This is a genomic window from Dactylosporangium maewongense, from assembly GCF_039531485.1.
Lineage (GTDB): Bacteria > Actinomycetota > Actinomycetes > Mycobacteriales > Micromonosporaceae > Dactylosporangium > Dactylosporangium maewongense.
In genome coordinates this window covers 1-15,978 of the sequence record NZ_BAAAQD010000046.1, presented here as the reverse complement: position 1 = coordinate 15,978, position 15,978 = coordinate 1, and the positions used below count along the sequence as shown (strand labels likewise).

At 74.0% G+C, this 15,978-nt stretch carries 14 protein-coding genes; 9 read left to right on the top strand and 5 right to left on the bottom strand.

Annotation, left to right across the window (positions count from 1 at the left end):
* The first annotated feature begins 1 nt into the window (after position 1).
* The 6 genes from ABD332_RS55185 (at position 2) to ABD332_RS55160 (ending at position 6,031) form a co-directional block, all read left to right on the top strand.
* On the top strand, positions 2 to 886 hold the full coding sequence (locus tag ABD332_RS55185) for a carbohydrate ABC transporter permease (protein ID WP_344514347.1): 885 nt from the start codon (positions 2 to 4) through the stop codon (positions 884 to 886).
* Positions 883 to 1,689 (top strand): carbohydrate ABC transporter permease, encoded by an 807-nt coding sequence (locus ABD332_RS55180; RefSeq protein WP_344514345.1) that lies wholly within the window; start codon positions 883 to 885, stop codon positions 1,687 to 1,689. The genes ABD332_RS55185 and ABD332_RS55180 overlap by 4 nt, the downstream gene beginning before the upstream one ends.
* A complete protein-coding gene (locus ABD332_RS55175; RefSeq protein WP_344514343.1) occupies positions 1,689 to 2,303 on the top strand; it encodes a hypothetical protein in 615 nt (204 codons plus the stop codon). The genes ABD332_RS55180 and ABD332_RS55175 overlap by 1 nt, the downstream gene beginning before the upstream one ends.
* A gap of 61 nt (positions 2,304 to 2,364) precedes the next feature.
* Positions 2,365 to 3,756, top strand: a complete 1,392-nt coding sequence (locus ABD332_RS55170; protein ID WP_344514341.1) for a ricin-type beta-trefoil lectin domain protein — start codon at positions 2,365 to 2,367, stop codon at positions 3,754 to 3,756.
* Between the two features lie 2 nt (positions 3,757 to 3,758).
* Positions 3,759 to 4,619: a family 43 glycosylhydrolase gene (locus tag ABD332_RS55165; protein WP_344514339.1), complete on the top strand. Its 861-nt coding sequence runs from the start codon at positions 3,759 to 3,761 to the stop codon at positions 4,617 to 4,619.
* Positions 4,616 to 6,031 (top strand): RICIN domain-containing protein, encoded by a 1,416-nt coding sequence (locus ABD332_RS55160; protein WP_344514337.1) that lies wholly within the window; start codon positions 4,616 to 4,618, stop codon positions 6,029 to 6,031. Before ABD332_RS55165 ends, ABD332_RS55160 begins: the two co-directional genes overlap by 4 nt.
* 57 nt (positions 6,032 to 6,088) lie before the next feature.
* On the opposite strand, the gene ABD332_RS55155 is transcribed toward ABD332_RS55160, so the two are convergent.
* Genes ABD332_RS55155 through ABD332_RS55145 form a run of 3 tightly spaced genes read right to left on the bottom strand, consistent with a single transcriptional unit; the run spans position 6,089 to position 9,294 of the window.
* Positions 6,089 to 7,531 (bottom strand): serine hydrolase domain-containing protein, encoded by a 1,443-nt coding sequence (locus ABD332_RS55155; RefSeq protein WP_344514335.1) that lies wholly within the window; start codon positions 7,529 to 7,531, stop codon positions 6,089 to 6,091.
* 29 nt (positions 7,532 to 7,560) lie between these two features.
* Positions 7,561 to 8,034, bottom strand: a complete 474-nt coding sequence (locus ABD332_RS55150; protein ID WP_344514333.1) for an ArsR/SmtB family transcription factor — start codon at positions 8,032 to 8,034, stop codon at positions 7,561 to 7,563.
* Between the two features lie 18 nt (positions 8,035 to 8,052).
* The gene (locus tag ABD332_RS55145; protein ID WP_344514331.1) at positions 8,053 to 9,294 is read right to left on the bottom strand and encodes an MFS transporter; all 1,242 of its coding nucleotides are present in this window, start codon (positions 9,292 to 9,294) and stop codon (positions 8,053 to 8,055) included.
* A 70-nt stretch (positions 9,295 to 9,364) separates the two neighbouring features.
* Between ABD332_RS55145 and ABD332_RS55140 the strand changes: the two genes are divergently transcribed.
* A complete protein-coding gene (locus ABD332_RS55140; RefSeq protein ID WP_344514329.1) occupies positions 9,365 to 9,973 on the top strand; it encodes a class I SAM-dependent methyltransferase in 609 nt (202 codons plus the stop codon).
* Between the two features lie 36 nt (positions 9,974 to 10,009).
* Here the strand turns inward: ABD332_RS55140 and ABD332_RS55135 are convergent, their stop codons facing one another.
* Complete coding sequence (locus tag ABD332_RS55135) at positions 10,010 to 10,936, bottom strand: LysR family transcriptional regulator (RefSeq protein WP_344514327.1); 927 nt, start codon at positions 10,934 to 10,936, stop codon at positions 10,010 to 10,012.
* A 56-nt stretch (positions 10,937 to 10,992) separates the two neighbouring features.
* On the opposite strand from ABD332_RS55135, the gene ABD332_RS55130 reads away from it, so the two are divergent.
* Positions 10,993 to 12,297, top strand: coding sequence for an FAD-binding oxidoreductase (locus ABD332_RS55130; RefSeq protein ID WP_344514325.1), 1,305 nt, complete (start codon positions 10,993 to 10,995; stop codon positions 12,295 to 12,297).
* Positions 12,298 to 12,322: 25 nt separating this feature from the next.
* On the opposite strand, the gene ABD332_RS55125 is transcribed toward ABD332_RS55130, so the two are convergent.
* Positions 12,323 to 15,136: an AAA family ATPase gene (locus ABD332_RS55125; protein WP_344514323.1), complete on the bottom strand. Its 2,814-nt coding sequence runs from the start codon at positions 15,134 to 15,136 to the stop codon at positions 12,323 to 12,325.
* A gap of 112 nt (positions 15,137 to 15,248) precedes the next feature.
* Here ABD332_RS55125 and ABD332_RS55120 point away from each other — a divergent pair, with 112 nt between their 5' ends.
* On the top strand, positions 15,249 to 15,851 hold the full coding sequence (locus ABD332_RS55120; protein WP_344514321.1) for an adenylate kinase: 603 nt from the start codon (positions 15,249 to 15,251) through the stop codon (positions 15,849 to 15,851).
* Positions 15,852 to 15,978: the final 127 nt, after the last annotated feature.

Genomic DNA, 15,978 nt, shown 5'->3' with positions numbered 1-15,978 from the left:
CATGACGACCCACGCCGCGAGGCGCCGCAGCCGGACGCTCGTCGGCTGGGCGTTCATCCTGCCCAACTTCCTCGGGTTCGCCGCGCTCACGCTGGTGCCGGTGGTGATCGCCCTCGCGCTGTCGTTCATGCGGTGGGACTCCTACTCCGACCCCGAGTGGGCCGGGCTGGACAACTTCCGCCGCATGGCCGGCAGCGACACGTTCTGGACCGCGCTGACCAACACCACGTATTACGCGGCCGGCCACATCCCGCTCACCCTGGCCGCGTCGCTGGGGTTCGCGGTCCTGCTCAACCGGAAGCTGCGCGGGGTGCGGTTCTTCCGCACCGCGCTCTTCTTCCCCTACATCACGTCGCTGGTCGCCGTGGCGGTCGTCTGGAACATGCTGTTCAGCCCCGAGTTCGGGCCGGTGAACCAGCTGCTGCGGGCGGTCGGCGTCGACGGCCCGCCGGGCTGGACGACCTCGACCACCTGGGCGATGCCGGCGGTGATCCTGACCAGCGTCTGGCGGGACATGGGCTACTACATGATCATCTACCTGGCCGGGCTGCAGGGGATCCCGGCGTACCTGTACGAGGCGGCCGAGATGGACGGCGCCGGCCCGTGGCAGCGCTTCCGCCACATCACGGTGCCGGCGCTGCGCCCGACCACGTTCTTCGTGGTCATCATGCTCACCATCGCCAGCTTCAAGGTCTTCGACCTGGTGCAGGTCATGACCGAGGGCGGCCCCGGCCGCTCCACGCTGGTGCTGTCGCAGCTCATCTTCCGCGAAGGCATCACCGAGGGCCGCTTCGGCTACTCCTCGGCGATCGCGATGGTGCTGTTCGTCGTCGTGCTGACCGTCACCGTCGTGCAGTTCCGGCTCCAGCGCAGGAGCGAGCGGTGAGGCGGGTCGCGCCCCACGCCCTGCTGGCCGGCCTCGGCGCCGCCGTGCTGATCCCGTTCCTGTGGATGCTCGTCTCGTCGCTGAAGCGCGACAACGAGGTGTTCACGGTGCCGATCCAGTGGATCCCCGAGGAGCTCCAGTGGGGCAACTACGGCCGGATCTGGCAGGAGATCCCGCTCGGCACGTACCTGGGCAACTCGCTGATCCTCGCGGTCAGCATCACCTTCCTGCAGGTGCTCACCGGCAGCTTCGCCGCCTACGGCTTCGCGAAGGTGCGCTTCCCCGGCCGGGACGCGCTCTTCCTCGCCTACGTCGCCACCATCGCGGTGCCGTGGCAGGCGTACATGGTGCCGCAGTACATCCTCATGGAGAAGGCCGGGCTGGTGAACACCCGCACGGCGCTGATCCTGCTGCAGGCGTTCGGCGCGTTCGGTGTCTTCCTGATGCGGCAGTTCTACCTCAGCATCCCCGACGAGCTGATCGAGGCGGCGCGGCTCGACGGGCTCACCGAGTTCGGCATCTGGGCACGGGTCGTGCTGCCGCTGTCCAAGCCGGCCCTCGCCAGCCTCGCGCTGCTCACGTTCGTCAACACCTGGAACGACTACATGGGCCCGTTCATCTACCTGACGAGCAACGACCTGTGGACCGTGCAGATCGGCCTTCGCTCGTTCGTCGGGGTCTACGACTCGGAGTACGCCATGATCATGACCGGCTCCGTCATCTCCGTCCTGCCGATCCTCGCCGTGTTCCTGCTCGGTCAGCGGTACTTCGTGCAGGGCGTCGCCACCACCGGGATGAAGTGATGCTCGCCCGGCTGAACGCGCCCGCGGACACGTGGGAGCTGATCTGGGCGTGGGTCGGCCGGGTCCTGGTGGTGAACCTGGGCCTGGCCGTCACCAACCTGCCGCTGCTGCTCGCGCTGTCCGTGGTGGACCGGCCCTGGCGCTCCCCGGTGTTCTTCGCCGTGCTGTCGCTCGGCCTCGGCCCGTCCCTGGCGGCCGCGTTCGCGCACCTGCACGGCGACCCGTTCGTGCGGTCCTACCGCCGCCACTTCGCCAGGGCCGCGCTGCGCTGGTCGGTGGTCGTCGCCGGGCTCGGCATCCTCGCCGCCGACGTCGTCGCGCTGCACGACGCCGACCCGGGCGCGCTGCTCGTGCCGATGCTCGCCGTCCTCGCCTTGCTGCTGCTCGCCGCCGGGGTCCTCTGGCTGGCGATGCTGCCGCTGCACCACCCCGGCGGCGCCCGCGGGGCGCTGTGGGTCGCGGTGCGCCGGTGGCCGCTCAGCCTGCTCAGCATCACCGTCCTGGCCGCCGCCGCGGCCGCCGTCAACCAGGCGCCCGTGGCCGGTCTCGCGACCGTGCCCGGCTGCGCCCTGCTCGTCGCCTGGCACAACAGTCGGGTCGCCCTCACGACCTGACGCACCCATTTCCGTCAGGGGCGGGGCCGCCAACCCCTCCCACACCCCACAAGGAGTGCCGATGTCCGCACCCCACCCGCGATGGCGCCGGCTGGTCCTCACCGCCGCCGTCCTCGCCGCCAGCACCGTCGCCGCTGTGCTGCCGGCCGCCACCGGCCACGCGGCGACCTCGGGCTTCCACGGCGTCAACTGGGCCGACCCGCGGGACAACTTCACCGACGACGCCGTCGTCCCCAGTGGACTGTCCACCGCCGACAGCTACGCCACCACGAAGGCCAAGGCCGGCCGGATCCTCGACGGCTTCCGCACCGACCTGGGCGCCAACACCGTCCGGCTGCCCGTCAACGCCGCCAGCGTCGGGACCGCCTGGTGGAACTCGTACACCGGCGCGATCGACGCCGCCACCGAGCGCGGGATGAACGTCATCCTCAGCTACTGGGAAGGCGACTCGTCCCGCGACGGCAAGGTCGACAACACGACCGCGTTCTGGTCGATGTGGCAGACCGCGGTCGGCAAGTACGCCGGCAACGCCCGCGTCTACTTCGAGCCGATGAACGAGCCGCACGGCTACAGCTTCACGGACTGGAGCGCCATCTGCGCCACCTGGCTCGCCAACCACGCGTCCGTGCCCAGGGGGCGGGTCATCCTGTCGGGCACCGGCTACAACCAGGACGTCAAGCAGCTCGGCGCCGACGGCCGCTTCACCGGCACGCTGCTGTCGGTCCACCTCTACAAGTTCTTCTCCAGCAACACCACCTACGCCCAGTTCAAGGCGCAGCTCGCCAACGAGGTCGGCGCCTACGCGGGCCGCACCATCCTCGACGAGTGGGGCGCGCCGATGACCGACGGCACCAACTACCACGCGGCCGGCAGCACCAACCCGTTCGTCACCTACCTGCAGGCGTCGTCGGACTTCGCTCGGGAGAACGCGATGGGCACCGTCTACTGGCCGGGCCTGCGCAACGGCGACCCCTACTCGATGGAGACGCTCGTCGGCACCTACCCGAACACGACGCTGCTCAACACAAACTCCTCCGGCCGGCACCTGCTGCTGGCCAGCTGGGGTGTCAGCGCCGCGCGGACCGGCACCGTCAAGGGGCTCGCCGGCAAGTGCCTCGACACCGCGGCCAACGGCACCGCCAGCCCGAAGGTCGTCATCGCCACCTGCACCGGCGGCGCGAGCCAGAGCTGGACGCTCGACGGCGGGGCGCTGAAGTCCGGCGGCCGCTGCGCCGACGCGACCGGCGGGGCGACCGCCGACGGCACTCGCATCATCACCTTCGCGTGCAGCGGCGCGGCGAACCAGCAGTGGATCCTCGTCGGCAACCAGCTGCGCAACGGCAAGTCCGGCACCTGCCTCGACGTCCCGGCGTCCAACAGCGCGGACGGCACCCAGGTGACCATCTACAGCTGCAACAACGGCGCCAACCAGCGCTGGACCCTGGGAGGCTGACGATGCAATCCATCATCCGCTGGTTTACCGCCGGCATCGCGCTGCTGGCCGGGGTGCTGGTGGCGCCGGCTCCCGCGGCCGCGGCCACCACGCTCGTCTACGCGACCTTCAAGGGCGACGCCGCCGCCGACGAGGAGCTGTGGCTCTACCAGTCCACCAACGGCGGCACCAGCTACAGCGTGCTGTCGGACACCAACTTCCGCGGCCCGACCGGCGTCCTGCGCGACCCGGGCATCCTGAAATACAACGGGAAGTACTACATCGCCTACACCGTCCAGTCGTGGACCACGAACTCCACGTACTTCGCCATCGCCAGCAGCACCGACCTCACGACGTGGACGAACGTCGCCACCGTCAACTCCGGCATCGCCGACACGAAGTTCACCTGGGCGCCCGAGTTCTACGTCGAGGGCAGCACGGTGCGGATCATCGCCAGCGTCGCCGCCACCACCTGCTCGGCGTGTTTCCGCCCGTACGTGTACACCGCGCAGAACACCGCGCTCACGTCCTGGAGCGGGCCGGCGCAGATGTGGGGCCTCGGGACCAACCACATCGACACGTTCGTCGTGAAGTCCGGCAGCACATGGCACGCGTTCACGAAGAACGAGACCACGAAATACATCGAGCACTGGATTACGACGAAGAACCTCACCGAGGGGTGGGTCAACAAGGGCAACCTGTGGAGCTCCGGCTACGAGGGCCCGTCGCTGGTGCGCCTGGACAACGGCTCCTGGCGGATCTACGTCGACAAGTACACCAACGGCGGCATCTGGACGGCGACGAGCACCGACCTCAACACGTGGACCGGCCTCAGCGCCGTCGGCTGCTCCGGCTGCCGGCACGGGACGGCGATCCCCCGATGAGACGACTTCTCGTGCTTGCCGTGCTCGCGCTCCTGTGCGTGGCGACGCCCGCCCGGGCCGCCACCGTGACCGTCGCCAGCGGCGGCCAGTTCCGCGACACCGCCGGCAACGTCGTGCACGCGCACGGCGGCGGCGTGCTCAAGGTCGGCCAGTACTACTACTGGTTCGGCGAGAACCGCAACACCGACAACACCTTCCGCAGCGTCGCCGTCTACCGGTCCACCGACCTGCGGACCTGGGAGTTCCGCAACAACGTGCTGACCCAGTCGTCGCACGCGGAGCTGGCGTCGGCCAACATCGAACGCCCCAAGGTGATCTACAACAGCTCGACCGGGCAGTTCGTGATGTGGATGCACAAGGAGAGCGCCACCGACTACTCGGAGGCCCGCGCCGCCGTCGCCACGTCGTCCACCGTGGACGGCGCCTACACGTACCGGGGCAGCTTCCGCCCGCTCGGGCACATGTCGCGGGACATCACCCTGTTCCGCGACGACGACGGCACCGCGTACATGATCTCGGCGGCGAACGAGAACGCCGACCTGCACGTGTACCGGCTGACCGCCGACTACCTCGGGGTCGGCACCCTGCTGCACCGGCTGTGGCAGGGCTCGTGGCGCGAGGCGCCCGCGATGTTCAAGCGCAACGGCGTCTACTTCCTGCTCACCTCCGGCGCGACCGGCTGGGCGCCGAACCAGCAGAAGTACGCGACCGCCACCTCGGTCGCGGGGACGTGGACCGGGCTGCAGAACGCCGGCGACAACACGGCGTTCGGCTCGCAGACCGCGTACGTCCTGCCGGTGCAGGGCAGCACGACCACGTCCTACCTGTACCTCGGCGACCGCTGGGCCGGGGCGTGGAGCGGGCGGGTCAACGACTCGCAGTACGTGTGGCTGCCGCTGCAGTTCCCGACGAGCACCAGCCTGTCGCTGAGCTGGTCCCCGGCGGTCAGCATCGACACCGCGACCGGGGTGGTGCAGGGCACCGCCGGGCCCGCCGAGCAGCTGGTCGCCCGGCACAGCGGCAAGTGCCTAGACGTGGCCTCCGGCTCCGCCGCGGACAGCGCCCGGACCCTCCAGTACACCTGCGGAAACGGTCTGAACCAGCGCTTCACCGTGCAGGACCTGGGCACCGGCTACGTGCGGCTCGTCGCGCGGCACAGCGGCAAGTGCCTGGACGTCACCAGCGCCTCGACGTCCGACGGTGCGACCGTCGTGCAGTACACCTGCGGCGGCGGCACCAACCAGCAGTGGCAGGTCCAGGACGCGGGCGGCGGCTACGTCCGGTTCGTCGCGCGGCACAGCGGCAAGTGCCTGGACATCAACGGCGCCTCGACGTCCGACGGCGCCGGCGGCATCCAGTGGACCTGCGGATCGGGCACCAACCAGCAGTGGACCCGACGCGTGGCGGCGTAAGGGCTCCACCGGCCGAAGCCGTGCCGCCGCGGCTGGGAACGCGGCGGCACGGTCAGGTCACATCACCAGCAGCACCGCGGCGACCGCCGCGGCCCCGGAGAAGGCGGCGGCGGTCCAGCGCCACCACGGGCGGCCCGCGACGAGCGGCAGGTCGCGCCAGCGGGGGACGGCCACGCAGAGCACGGCGGCGGACGCGGCCACGCCGAGCGCCCAGACGAGGCCGGGGACCGCCAGCCAGTCGCCGGCCCGGTGCGCGAGCAGCGGCATCACCACCGCCCACGCCATCGACGTGGCGAGCCTGACGCGGTCGGTGCGGCTTCTGGCCGTGATGAGCAGGCCGGCCGCGCCGAGGAAGCTCAGGCCCACGGCGAGCAGCACCGCGAGCGGCGTCCGCTCCGGGCCGGTGGCGCCGGCCGGGGTGACGCCGAGCAGGCGCCGCCCGATGGGGTCGACGTCGCGGTCGGTGTTGCCGAGCACGACGACGCCGCGGCCGGTGGCGCGGTCCACGGCCAGGAACGAGCGGAACCCGCCGGTGCCCCCGTTGTGCCACGTCAGCGCGGTGCCGCCGTAGCGGGTGGTGAACCATCCGTAGCCGATCCGCTCGCCGCCATCGCCCGTGTCGAACCGCGGGGTCAGCGCGTCGATGCCGGGCGCGGTGCCGGCCTGCACGGCGGTCACCAGCCGGGCGAGATCGACGGCGGTCGACCAGACGCCGATGCCGGCCGGCGCCCAGCCCTCGCCCCGCCACGGATCCACCTCCCGCCCGGCCGCCGTCCCGCCGGTCGCGCGCCCGGCCGGCAGCGCGGTGCCGTCGGGGTTGACCGTCGTCGCCGCCATCCCGAGCGGGTCGAGCAGCCGGCGGCGCAGCAGGTCCTGATACGGCACGCCGGCCCGCTCGGCGAGCGCCTGGCCGAGGACGGCGACCCCGAAGTTGGAGTAGTGCACGGTGCCCGTGTCGCCGGGGCGCTGCCCAGCGGCGGTGTGCAGCAGCCATTCGCGGTGTTGTCGCCGGTACGGGTCGGCGCCGCTGACCCTGGCGGACCACAGGCGGGCGGCCTGTCCCGCCGACCCGATCGGCACGCTGCGCAGCCCGGCCCGGTGGCTCGCGAGCTCCGCGACGGTCACGTCGCCGGTGGGGCCGCCGATCGACGGCACGAGCGCCCGCAGCCGCTCGTCCGGCTCGACACTGGAGTCCGCGAGCAGCATGCCGGTGAACGTCTTGACGATGGAGCCGATCTCGAACGGGGTGTCCGCGGTGACCGGCGTCCCGTCGCCGCGGTCGCCGACGCCCGCCGTCCGGACCCCGCCCGGCCCGATCAGCGCGACGGCGAGCCCGCGGTAGCCGTCGGGGTCACCGGCGGCCGCTCTGAGGTCGGCGGCGAGGGCGGCGTCCCCGGTGGTGGCCCGGCCCAGGTGCGGTGGCCGGGGCGCGGCCAGGAGCGCGGCGAGCACCCCGGCGAGCAGGGCGGTCACGACGGTCACGACGACACGGTGCGGCATGGTCTGGCTCCCTTCCGGCAAAGGACTCCTCAGCGGCGGGCGGCCGCCAGGATGGTCAGCAGCGGCACGACCCGCTCCGGCGGCACGCTGTAGTGCCCGCGGCCGGCGGTCCGCAGCCAGCCCGCGGCGGTCAGCTGGCGCAGATGGTGGTAGAGCTGGCCGCTGGTGCCGAGGCCCTCGGTGGCGGCGAGGTCGGTGCTCGCCCGCACGCCGCCGAGGATCTCCCGCAGCAGCCGCAGCCGCATCGGGTGCGCCAGCGCCGCCAGCGCCGCCGCGAACTCCTGCCAGTCCTCGTCCAGCAACTGCCCGACCGGCGTGCCGAGCTGCCAGTCGTAGTGCTCGCCGGTCGGCAGGTCGACGGTGCCGGTGAAGAGCACCGCACCCTCGTCCGGCGCCAGATCCCGCAGCCGCTCCAGCGCCCAGAACGCCGACCCGTCCACCTGGGACGGCTCGCCGAACACCCGGGCCTCGAGCGCGGCCACACGCTCCTCCAACGACGCCATGAGTACGATGCTACGTAATTACGTAGAAGCGTTCAAACCCTGCGCCGGCTGTACGGGGGCCGCGGTGGTCATGTGCCGGACGGTGGGCCACCAGATGAGCAGCTCCGCGACGGCCAGCGCGAGCGCGAACGGGGCGAGGGTCCACAGCCCGGACCGGTCCGCGATGGCGCCGGCCAGGAACGGGAAGAGCGCGCCACCGAGCACCGACACGCCGTTGAGCAGGCCGATCGCGGTGGGGGCGAGCTCGCCCGGGGCGAGGGCGGGCGCGATCGCCATCGTGGTGGGGAAGACGGGTCCCAGCCAGAAGCCGAGGAGCGCGAAGGCCGCCACAGCCGTCGCGGGCACGAGCCACAGCAGCGCCGCCGCCAGGGTGACGCCGATCAGGCACGCGGTCATCAGCCGGTTCGCGGTCCAGCCGAGGCGGGCCGCGGCCGGGCTGAGCACGAAGCGGCCGAGGGTCAGGCCGAGCCAGTAGCCGCTGACCGTGTAGCCGGCGAGGAGGTCGCCGTGGCCGCGTTCGGCGACGAGGTAGCTGAAGCCCCAGTTGCCGACGCTGATCTCCAGCCCCACGTACACCGCGAGGAACACCGCGCCGAGCAGCACCGCCGGCCGCCGGCCGGCCGCGCGGACCAGACCCCGGGCGGGCGGCGGGTCTGGAACGCCGGTCGGGGCACCGGCCAGGGCACCGGTAGGAGCGCTGCCGGCGGTGGCGCGCAGCGTGAGCTGGAAGCCGGCGACGATCGGCGCGCACGCCAGGGCGAGGACCAGCCACACCGAGGTCCACGCGGTGAAGCCCAGCATCCAGGTCGCGAGGGGCGGGCCGATCAGCGCCCCGACGCCGAAGAACGCGTGCAGCCAGTTGAGCAGCGTGGTGGAGCCGGGCAGGGCGGCGAGGTACGCGTTGAGCACCGACTCGAGGACGCCGGTGCCGTACCCGGCGACGACCTGCACCCCGACGAGCACCGCGAACGCCGGGCGGGTCGCCGTGCCGAGCCCCGCGGCGATGAACGCGGCGCCGCCCGTGGTCAGCGCCGCCCTGGTCCCGAGCCGGTGGATGAGCGTCCCGGCGGTCGCCCCGGCGAGCAGGAACCCGGCCGAGAACGCGAAGAACGTGACGCCTATCGTCGCCTTGTCGAGGCGGTAGTCCAGCAGCTGCGCGGGCAGCAGCACACCGCCGACCCCGGCGCTCAGGCCGGCGAGGACGAAGGTGGCGTAGGCGAACACGATCGGCGCCAGGGCGCGCGGATGAGACGCTGACACCGGCTCATCATGCCGAACCATCGACGTCGGGTCGCCGGTTCGGTTTTTCGAAAGTGAAGGGGAACAGCGGATGTCGGACCGCAACGCCTGGCGCGAGCTCATCGAGGCCGACCCGGAGCACTCGCAACGCTACATCGAGCGGTTCCGGTCGATGGCCGAGGCGGGCGCCGACCTCGTCGGCGAGGCCCGCCTCGTCGACGCGATGCTGCCCCGCTGCGCCCGGATCCTCGACGCGGGCTGCGGCCAGGGCCGGGTGGGTGGCCACCTCGCCCGGATGGGCCACGACGTGATCGGCGTCGACCTCGACCCGGTGCTGGTCGCGGCCGCCCGGGACTCCTACCCGTCCGCGACCTGGCTCGTCGGCGACCTGTCGGAGCTCGACCTGCCGGCCCGCGAGGTCCCCGACGGCTTCGACGCCATCGTCTGCGCCGGCAACGTGATGACGTTCGTCGCGAGGGACACCCGCCGCATGATCCTGCGCCGGATGCGGGCCCACCTGCGGGGCGCCGGCCGGGTCGTCATCGGCTTCGGCGCCGGCCGCGGCTACGGGTTCGACGACTTCCTCGCCGACGCCGACACCGCCGGCCTGGCCCCGGACCTGCTGCTGGCCACCTGGGACCTCCGCCCCTTCACGCCGGACTCCGACTTCCTGGTCGCCGTCCTGCGCCCGGCGGAGTAGCGCGCCGGCCGGTCCGCCGCGGTGTTGCGTCGCGGGTCACGGGTCGTGGGTGGTCAGGTCGTCGGCGGCGCGGGCGAAGGCCAGGACCTTGGCGGTGGCGCGGTCGCGGTGCCAGGCCAGGCCCCACTCGACCGGCGGCGCGTCGCGGAAGGGCACGTAGGCGACGTCGGGGCGCACGTAGTAGCGCCGCACGTGCGCGCCGACCGGCAGGACGCCCCGCCCGGAGCCGGCGAGCATCAGCGCCTCCTGGAACGTGGCGGCCGGCGGGCCCGGCGGGATGGGGCGGCCCGCCGGGGTGCTGCCGGGGTTGCGGTCGCGCAGGGTCGACGCGGGCAGGGTCGACGGCAGCTGGAGCACCCGCACGCCGGCGAGGTCCTCCACGGACACAGTGTCGCGGCGGGCGAGCGGGTGCTGCGACGACACCGCGAGCATGCGCGCCTCCCGCACCAGGGCGCGGCCGGTGTCCAGGAGCGGGTCGTCCACGGGGAGCCCGGTGAGCGCCACGTCCACGGAGCCGTCGTGCAGCCACGGGACGACCTCCGCGATCTGCGCCTCCCGGATCCGCACCTCGCAGCCGGGGTGCCGGCGCCGGAACAGGTCGGCGACCTGGACGACCAGCTGGCCGGCGGCCGCGCCGACGAAGCCCACGACGAGCTCGCCGGCCATGCTCCGCCCGGCGGCGACGGCCCGCCGCACCGCCGCCTCGATCTGCGCCCACGCGGGCTGGACGTCGTCGTGCAGCCGCCGCCCGGCCTCGGTCAGCTCCACCCGCCGGCTGGTGCGGTGAAACAGCGGCACCCCGACCCGCCGCTCCAGCTTCCGGATCGTCTGGCTGACCCGGGTCGTCGACACGCCGAGCCGTCCGGCGGTCCGCCCGAAGTGCAGTTCCTCGGCGAGGACGATGAAGGCGTCCAGCTCGTGCCGCTCCAGCATGCCGCCCCCGATCGTGAAGTCCCGCTTCATGATCGTGCCACAAAAGCGCGTTGATCATCGTGCGGGTCCGGCCGAGACTGGAGCGCATGCCGAAGCTCACCGCACTGCGTACAGCCGTCGAGGGCCGCGTCCTGCTGCCCGGCGACGACGGGTTCGACGCCGCCCGCCGCCCCTGGAACCTCGCGGTCGACCAGCCGGCCGCCGCCGTCGTCGAGGCCGCTCACGCCGCGGACGTGGCCGCCGTCGTGCGGTTCGCGGCGGCGGCGGGGCTGGCCGTGGCGCCGCAGCCGACCGGGCACGGCGCCACCGGCAACACCGGCGACGCGATCCTGCTGCGGACCGGCCGGCTCGACCAGGTCCACGTCGACGCCGCGGCGCGCACCGCACGGGTCGGCGCGGGCGCGACCTGGGGCGCGGTCCAGGCGGCCGCCGGCCCGCGCGGGCTCACCGGCCTCGCCGGCAGCTCACCGGTCGTCGGCGTCACCGGGTACACGCTCGGCGGCGGGATGAGCTGGTTCGGCCGTGCGTTCGGATGGGCCGCCGACAGCGTCACCGCCTTCGACGTCGTCGATGCCGCCGGTGTACCGGCGAAGGTCACCGCGGACAGCGACGCCGAGCTCTTCTGGGCGCTGCGCGGCGGTGGCGGCGACGTCGCGGTCGTCACGGCCGTCGAGTTCCGCCTGCACCCCGCCCCGGTCCTGTACGGCGGCCGGATGCTCTGGCCGGCGGACCGGGCGCCGCGGGTCCTCGCCGCGTTCCGGGACGTCGCCTGGGAGGCGCCCCGCGAGCTGACCCTGTGGTTCGAGCTGATGCGGTTCCCGGGCGGGCCGCCGCTCGTCGCCGTCGACGTCACGTACCTCGGCGACGCGGCGACCGGCGCGGCCCTGACGAAACCGTTCGCGGACGCCGGCCCGCCGATGGGCGACAGCCGCGCGGTGCTGCCGGTCGCCGACCTCGGCTCGATCACGGCCGAGCCGGTCGACCCGTCGCCCGGGCTGTCGTTCAGCGCGCTGCTGCACGACCTCGACGGCGTGGCCGGCGCGCTGCTGGACCGGCCCGTCGACCCGCTGCTCGCCATCCAGGTGCGGCAGCTCGGCGGCGCGTTCGCCGGCCCGTCGGACAGCCCGTTCGGCCCGCTCACGGAGCCGTACTCGCTGTACACGCTGGGGATCCCGGCCACGCCGGAGCGGGCGGCCGCGATCCGGGAGCGGCAGCGCGAGATCGTCGCCGCGCTCGGCCCGGCCGTCGCCGGTCGCAAGCCGTTGACCGCGCTCAGCGGCGGCGAGTCGGTCGGGGACGCGTTCGCGCCCGGCGTCCTCGCCCGGCTGCGCGAGGTGAAGCGGCGCCGCGACCCGGCCGGGGTGCTGCGGAGCAACTACCCGGTCGCGTGAGCGCGGCGGCCTGGAGCGCCGCGGGTCAGAGCGCCGGAGCGGAGGTGCCGGCCCGCGAATCGAGGGCGCCGGCGAGGGCGGCGCGCGAGGTGATGCCGAGCTTCGGGAAGGCACGGTGCAGGTGGGCGCCGACCGTGCGGTGCGACAGGAACAGCCGCTCGCCGATCTGCTTGTTGGTCAGCCCGGTCGCGGCGAGCGTGGCGATCTGCCGCTCCTGCGGGGTCAGCGCCGCCGGTCCGGACCCGACGGTGGCCACGCCCGCGGCGCGCAGCTCGTTGCGGGCCCGGTCCGCCCACGGCTGGGCACCGAGCCGGTCCAGGCTCTCCAGGGCGTCCCGCAGCTGCAGCCGGGCGCTGGTGGTGTCGCGGGTGCGCCGCAGCCATTCGCCGTACGCGAGCCGGATCCGCGCCTGCTCGAACGGCCACTGGTCGGCGCACGGGAGCGCGAGCGCGGCCGCGTAGAGCCGCTCGGCGTCGTCGTCGGGGGCGGCGATCGCGGCGGCGCCGGCGGTGAGCAGCGCGGTGCGGGACGACACGTCGGCGAGCCCGGCCTGCCGCGCGGCGTCGACGTGCGCCCGCGCCTCGTCGAGGTGTCCGATGTGGACGGCCGCGTCGACGGTGTCGAGGACCATCCACCGGCCGGGCACGCCGAGGCTCGGGTGCCCGGGCCCGTCGATCCGGGCGGCCTGTACATAGGCGTCCTCGTAGTCGCGCCGGCCGAGCGCGGCGACGGCGCGGGCCTGCCACGCGAGGGCCTGCGTCAGCCCGACGCCGCGCGGCGCCGCCCAGCGGGTCACCTCGTCGGTCAGCATCCGCGTGCGGGTGGCGTCGCCGCGGTACGCCCCGATCAGCGCCAGCCGGCACCGCAGCTGCCCTTCGAGCAGGTGATAGCCGTCGGCGCGGGCGATCTCGAGGGCCTCCTCCGCCAGCCGCTCGGCCTCGTCCCACTGCCCGTGCGCGATCGAGTCGACGCTGAGCATCAGCAGCCCGGCGATGACCACGGTGACGATGCCGCCGTCGCGTTCCCGGTCGATGACGCGGTGGCACAGGTGCCGGTAGGCGGCGAGCGCGTCGAGCTCGACGGCGGCGTACGTGAGCGGGATGAACTGCCACGGCGCCGGGTCGCTGGACAGGTCCTCGAACGCGGTGGAGAGCCGCTGCCGCAGCGGGCCGGCGGTGCCGACCGGGTCGGCGTACGCGTCGTAGCACAGCTGCAGCGCGGTGACGGCCCGCGGGTCGAACCTGGTCAGCGCCGCCCGCAGCAGCTCCCACGGCCCGGGACGTCCACTGTAGACACACACGAACAGCAGCGCGTAGAGCACGCCGTACGCGTCCCAACCGTCGCCCGGCGTGCCGTCGAGGTCGTCGAGCGCACGGGCGAGGAGGCGGTGGGCCGCGTCGACGTCGCCGCTGCCGTTGGTCAGCAGGTGCGCGGTGGCGGCGAACACGAGACCGGTGGCGGTGTGGGGGGTCTGCCCGGCGTCGTTGAGCAGCTGCGGCACCCGGTCGAGCTGGCCGGTGACGTTGGCGAGGAACGCCGCCTCGACGAGCCGCCGGGACCGCTGCCCCGGCCGGTCGCTGAGCTCGCTGGCGCGCACGAGCGCGCTGACCGCGCCGGCGGCGCCGCCGCGGGGCCGGCCGCCGCGGCCACCGGTCCAGGCGGCCTGCGCGACCTCGTCCAGCGCGCGGGCGACGACCTCGTCGGGTCCGGTCGCGGCGTCGGCGAGGTGGCGGGCGCGGCGCTCCGGTGCGGTCCCGCGGCACCCTGCCGGCGTCGCCGCGACGGCGGGCCCGAGTGTCCGGGCGACGGCGAGGTGCGCGTGCCGCCGCTCGTCGGCGGTGGCGAGCTGGGCGACCGCGGCGCGGATCAGCGGGTGGCGGAACTCCAGGCGGCCGCCCTCGACCACGCGGATCAGCCCGGCCCGCTTCGCCGGGGACAGGTCGCGGAGGTCGGCGTGCGGGCGGTCGGCGGCCCGCACCATGGCGACGTCGGCGTCGGGGTCGAGCGCGGCCAGCAGGAGCACGGCCCGGGTCGGCTCCGGCAACTCGGCGAGCCCGGCGGCGAACGCCGCCTCGAGGCGGTCGCCGAGCGGCAGGAACGCGGGCGGGGCGGCCTGACCCGACCGCTCCCGGGGCGTGAGCACCGCCGGCAGCTCCAGCAGCGCGAGCGGGTTGCCGGCGGCGTCGTCGAGCAGCCGCCGCCGCACGACGCCGGGCAGGCCGGGGTGGTGGGCGTCCAGCAGCGCCGCAGCGGCCCGCGCGGACAGCGGGCCGACGGTCCGCTCCGGCAGCCGCGTCTCGTCGAAGACGCCACCCGCGCCCGACCGGACGGCGGCGAGGAACCGCGCGTGGGTGCCGGCGACGCGCCGCGCGAGGAACCCGAGGACGGTCGCGCTCGCCGCGTCGATCCATTGGACGTCGTCGACGACCAGCAGCAGCGGGCGGCCCGCCGCGACCTCGGCGACGAGGGCGAGCACGGCCGTGGAAAGCACCAGCGGCTCGGCCTCCCGGGCGCCGGCGCGGCCGAGCACATGGGCGAGGGCGCCGCGCTGGTCGTCGGGGAGCTGCCCGGCGAAGTCCCGGGTGGCGTACAGCAGCTGGTGCAGCGTCGAGAAACGGATCCCGGACTCGAACGGCGCGCCCGCCGCCCGCAGCACCCGCATCCCGGCCGCGCCGGCCCGCGCGGCGGCGGCGTCGAGCAGCGCGGTCTTGCCGGTGCCCGGGTCGCCGCGCAGCAGCAGGCTCGGGCCGGGCGGGTCGGCGCCGGCGAGCACCGCGTCGATCGTCCGCAGCTCGGGTGCCCGGCCGCGCAGTTCGCCCTGCTCCGTTGGAAGCGTCACGGTCATCCCCCGCCCCCAACGGTAGCCAGGGAAGCAGTCATCTGACCCATGCCGCGGTGCCGGGGCCGCCGCAGGATTCATGGGTAGCCACGCACCAGCGAATGGAGAGACCATGCGGGTACTGATGATCGCGCCACCAGGAGCCGGCAAGGGCACGCAGGGAGCGCGGATCGCAGCCCGCCTCGGCGTGCCGCACCTCGCGACCGGCGACCTGCTGCGCCGCCACGTCGCGCTCGGCACGAGCCTGGGCCGCGCCGTGCAGGAGCATCTGGACCGCGGCGACCTGGTGCCGGACGGCGTCATGCAGGACCTGGTCCGCAGGTCCCTCGCCGACGCGACGGCCGACGGCGGCGGTTACGTGCTCGACGGCTACCCGCGCACGCCCGCGCAGGCGTGGGCCGCGTACCGGATCGCCGCGTCGCTCGACGCGACCGCGCACATCGCGCTGCACCTGCGCGTCGACGACGACGAAGTGGTCCGCCGCCTGCTGGCCCGCTCCGCGATCGAGCACCGCACCGACGACACCGAGCCCGTCATCCGCCGCCGCCTCGCGCTGTACCACCGGGTGACGGAGCCGATCCTGCAGTGGTACCGCTACCGCGGCATCCTGCTGTCGGTCGACGGCATGCCGGAGCCGGACCGGGTGACGTCGACGGTGGTGTCGGCGCTGCGGTACAGAAGGCCGTGCCCCGATCCGGTGCCGCTGGCCGCCTAATACTGCAACGGCGGGTCGTGTCTTACGGCGGTTCGAGTCGTTTGCGGTAGTGAGCGGCTCGGGCCTGCGCTTGTCGGCGTCTACGCCACTGCGACCAGTGCAGGATGTGACTGGTGTGGTGCTGGAC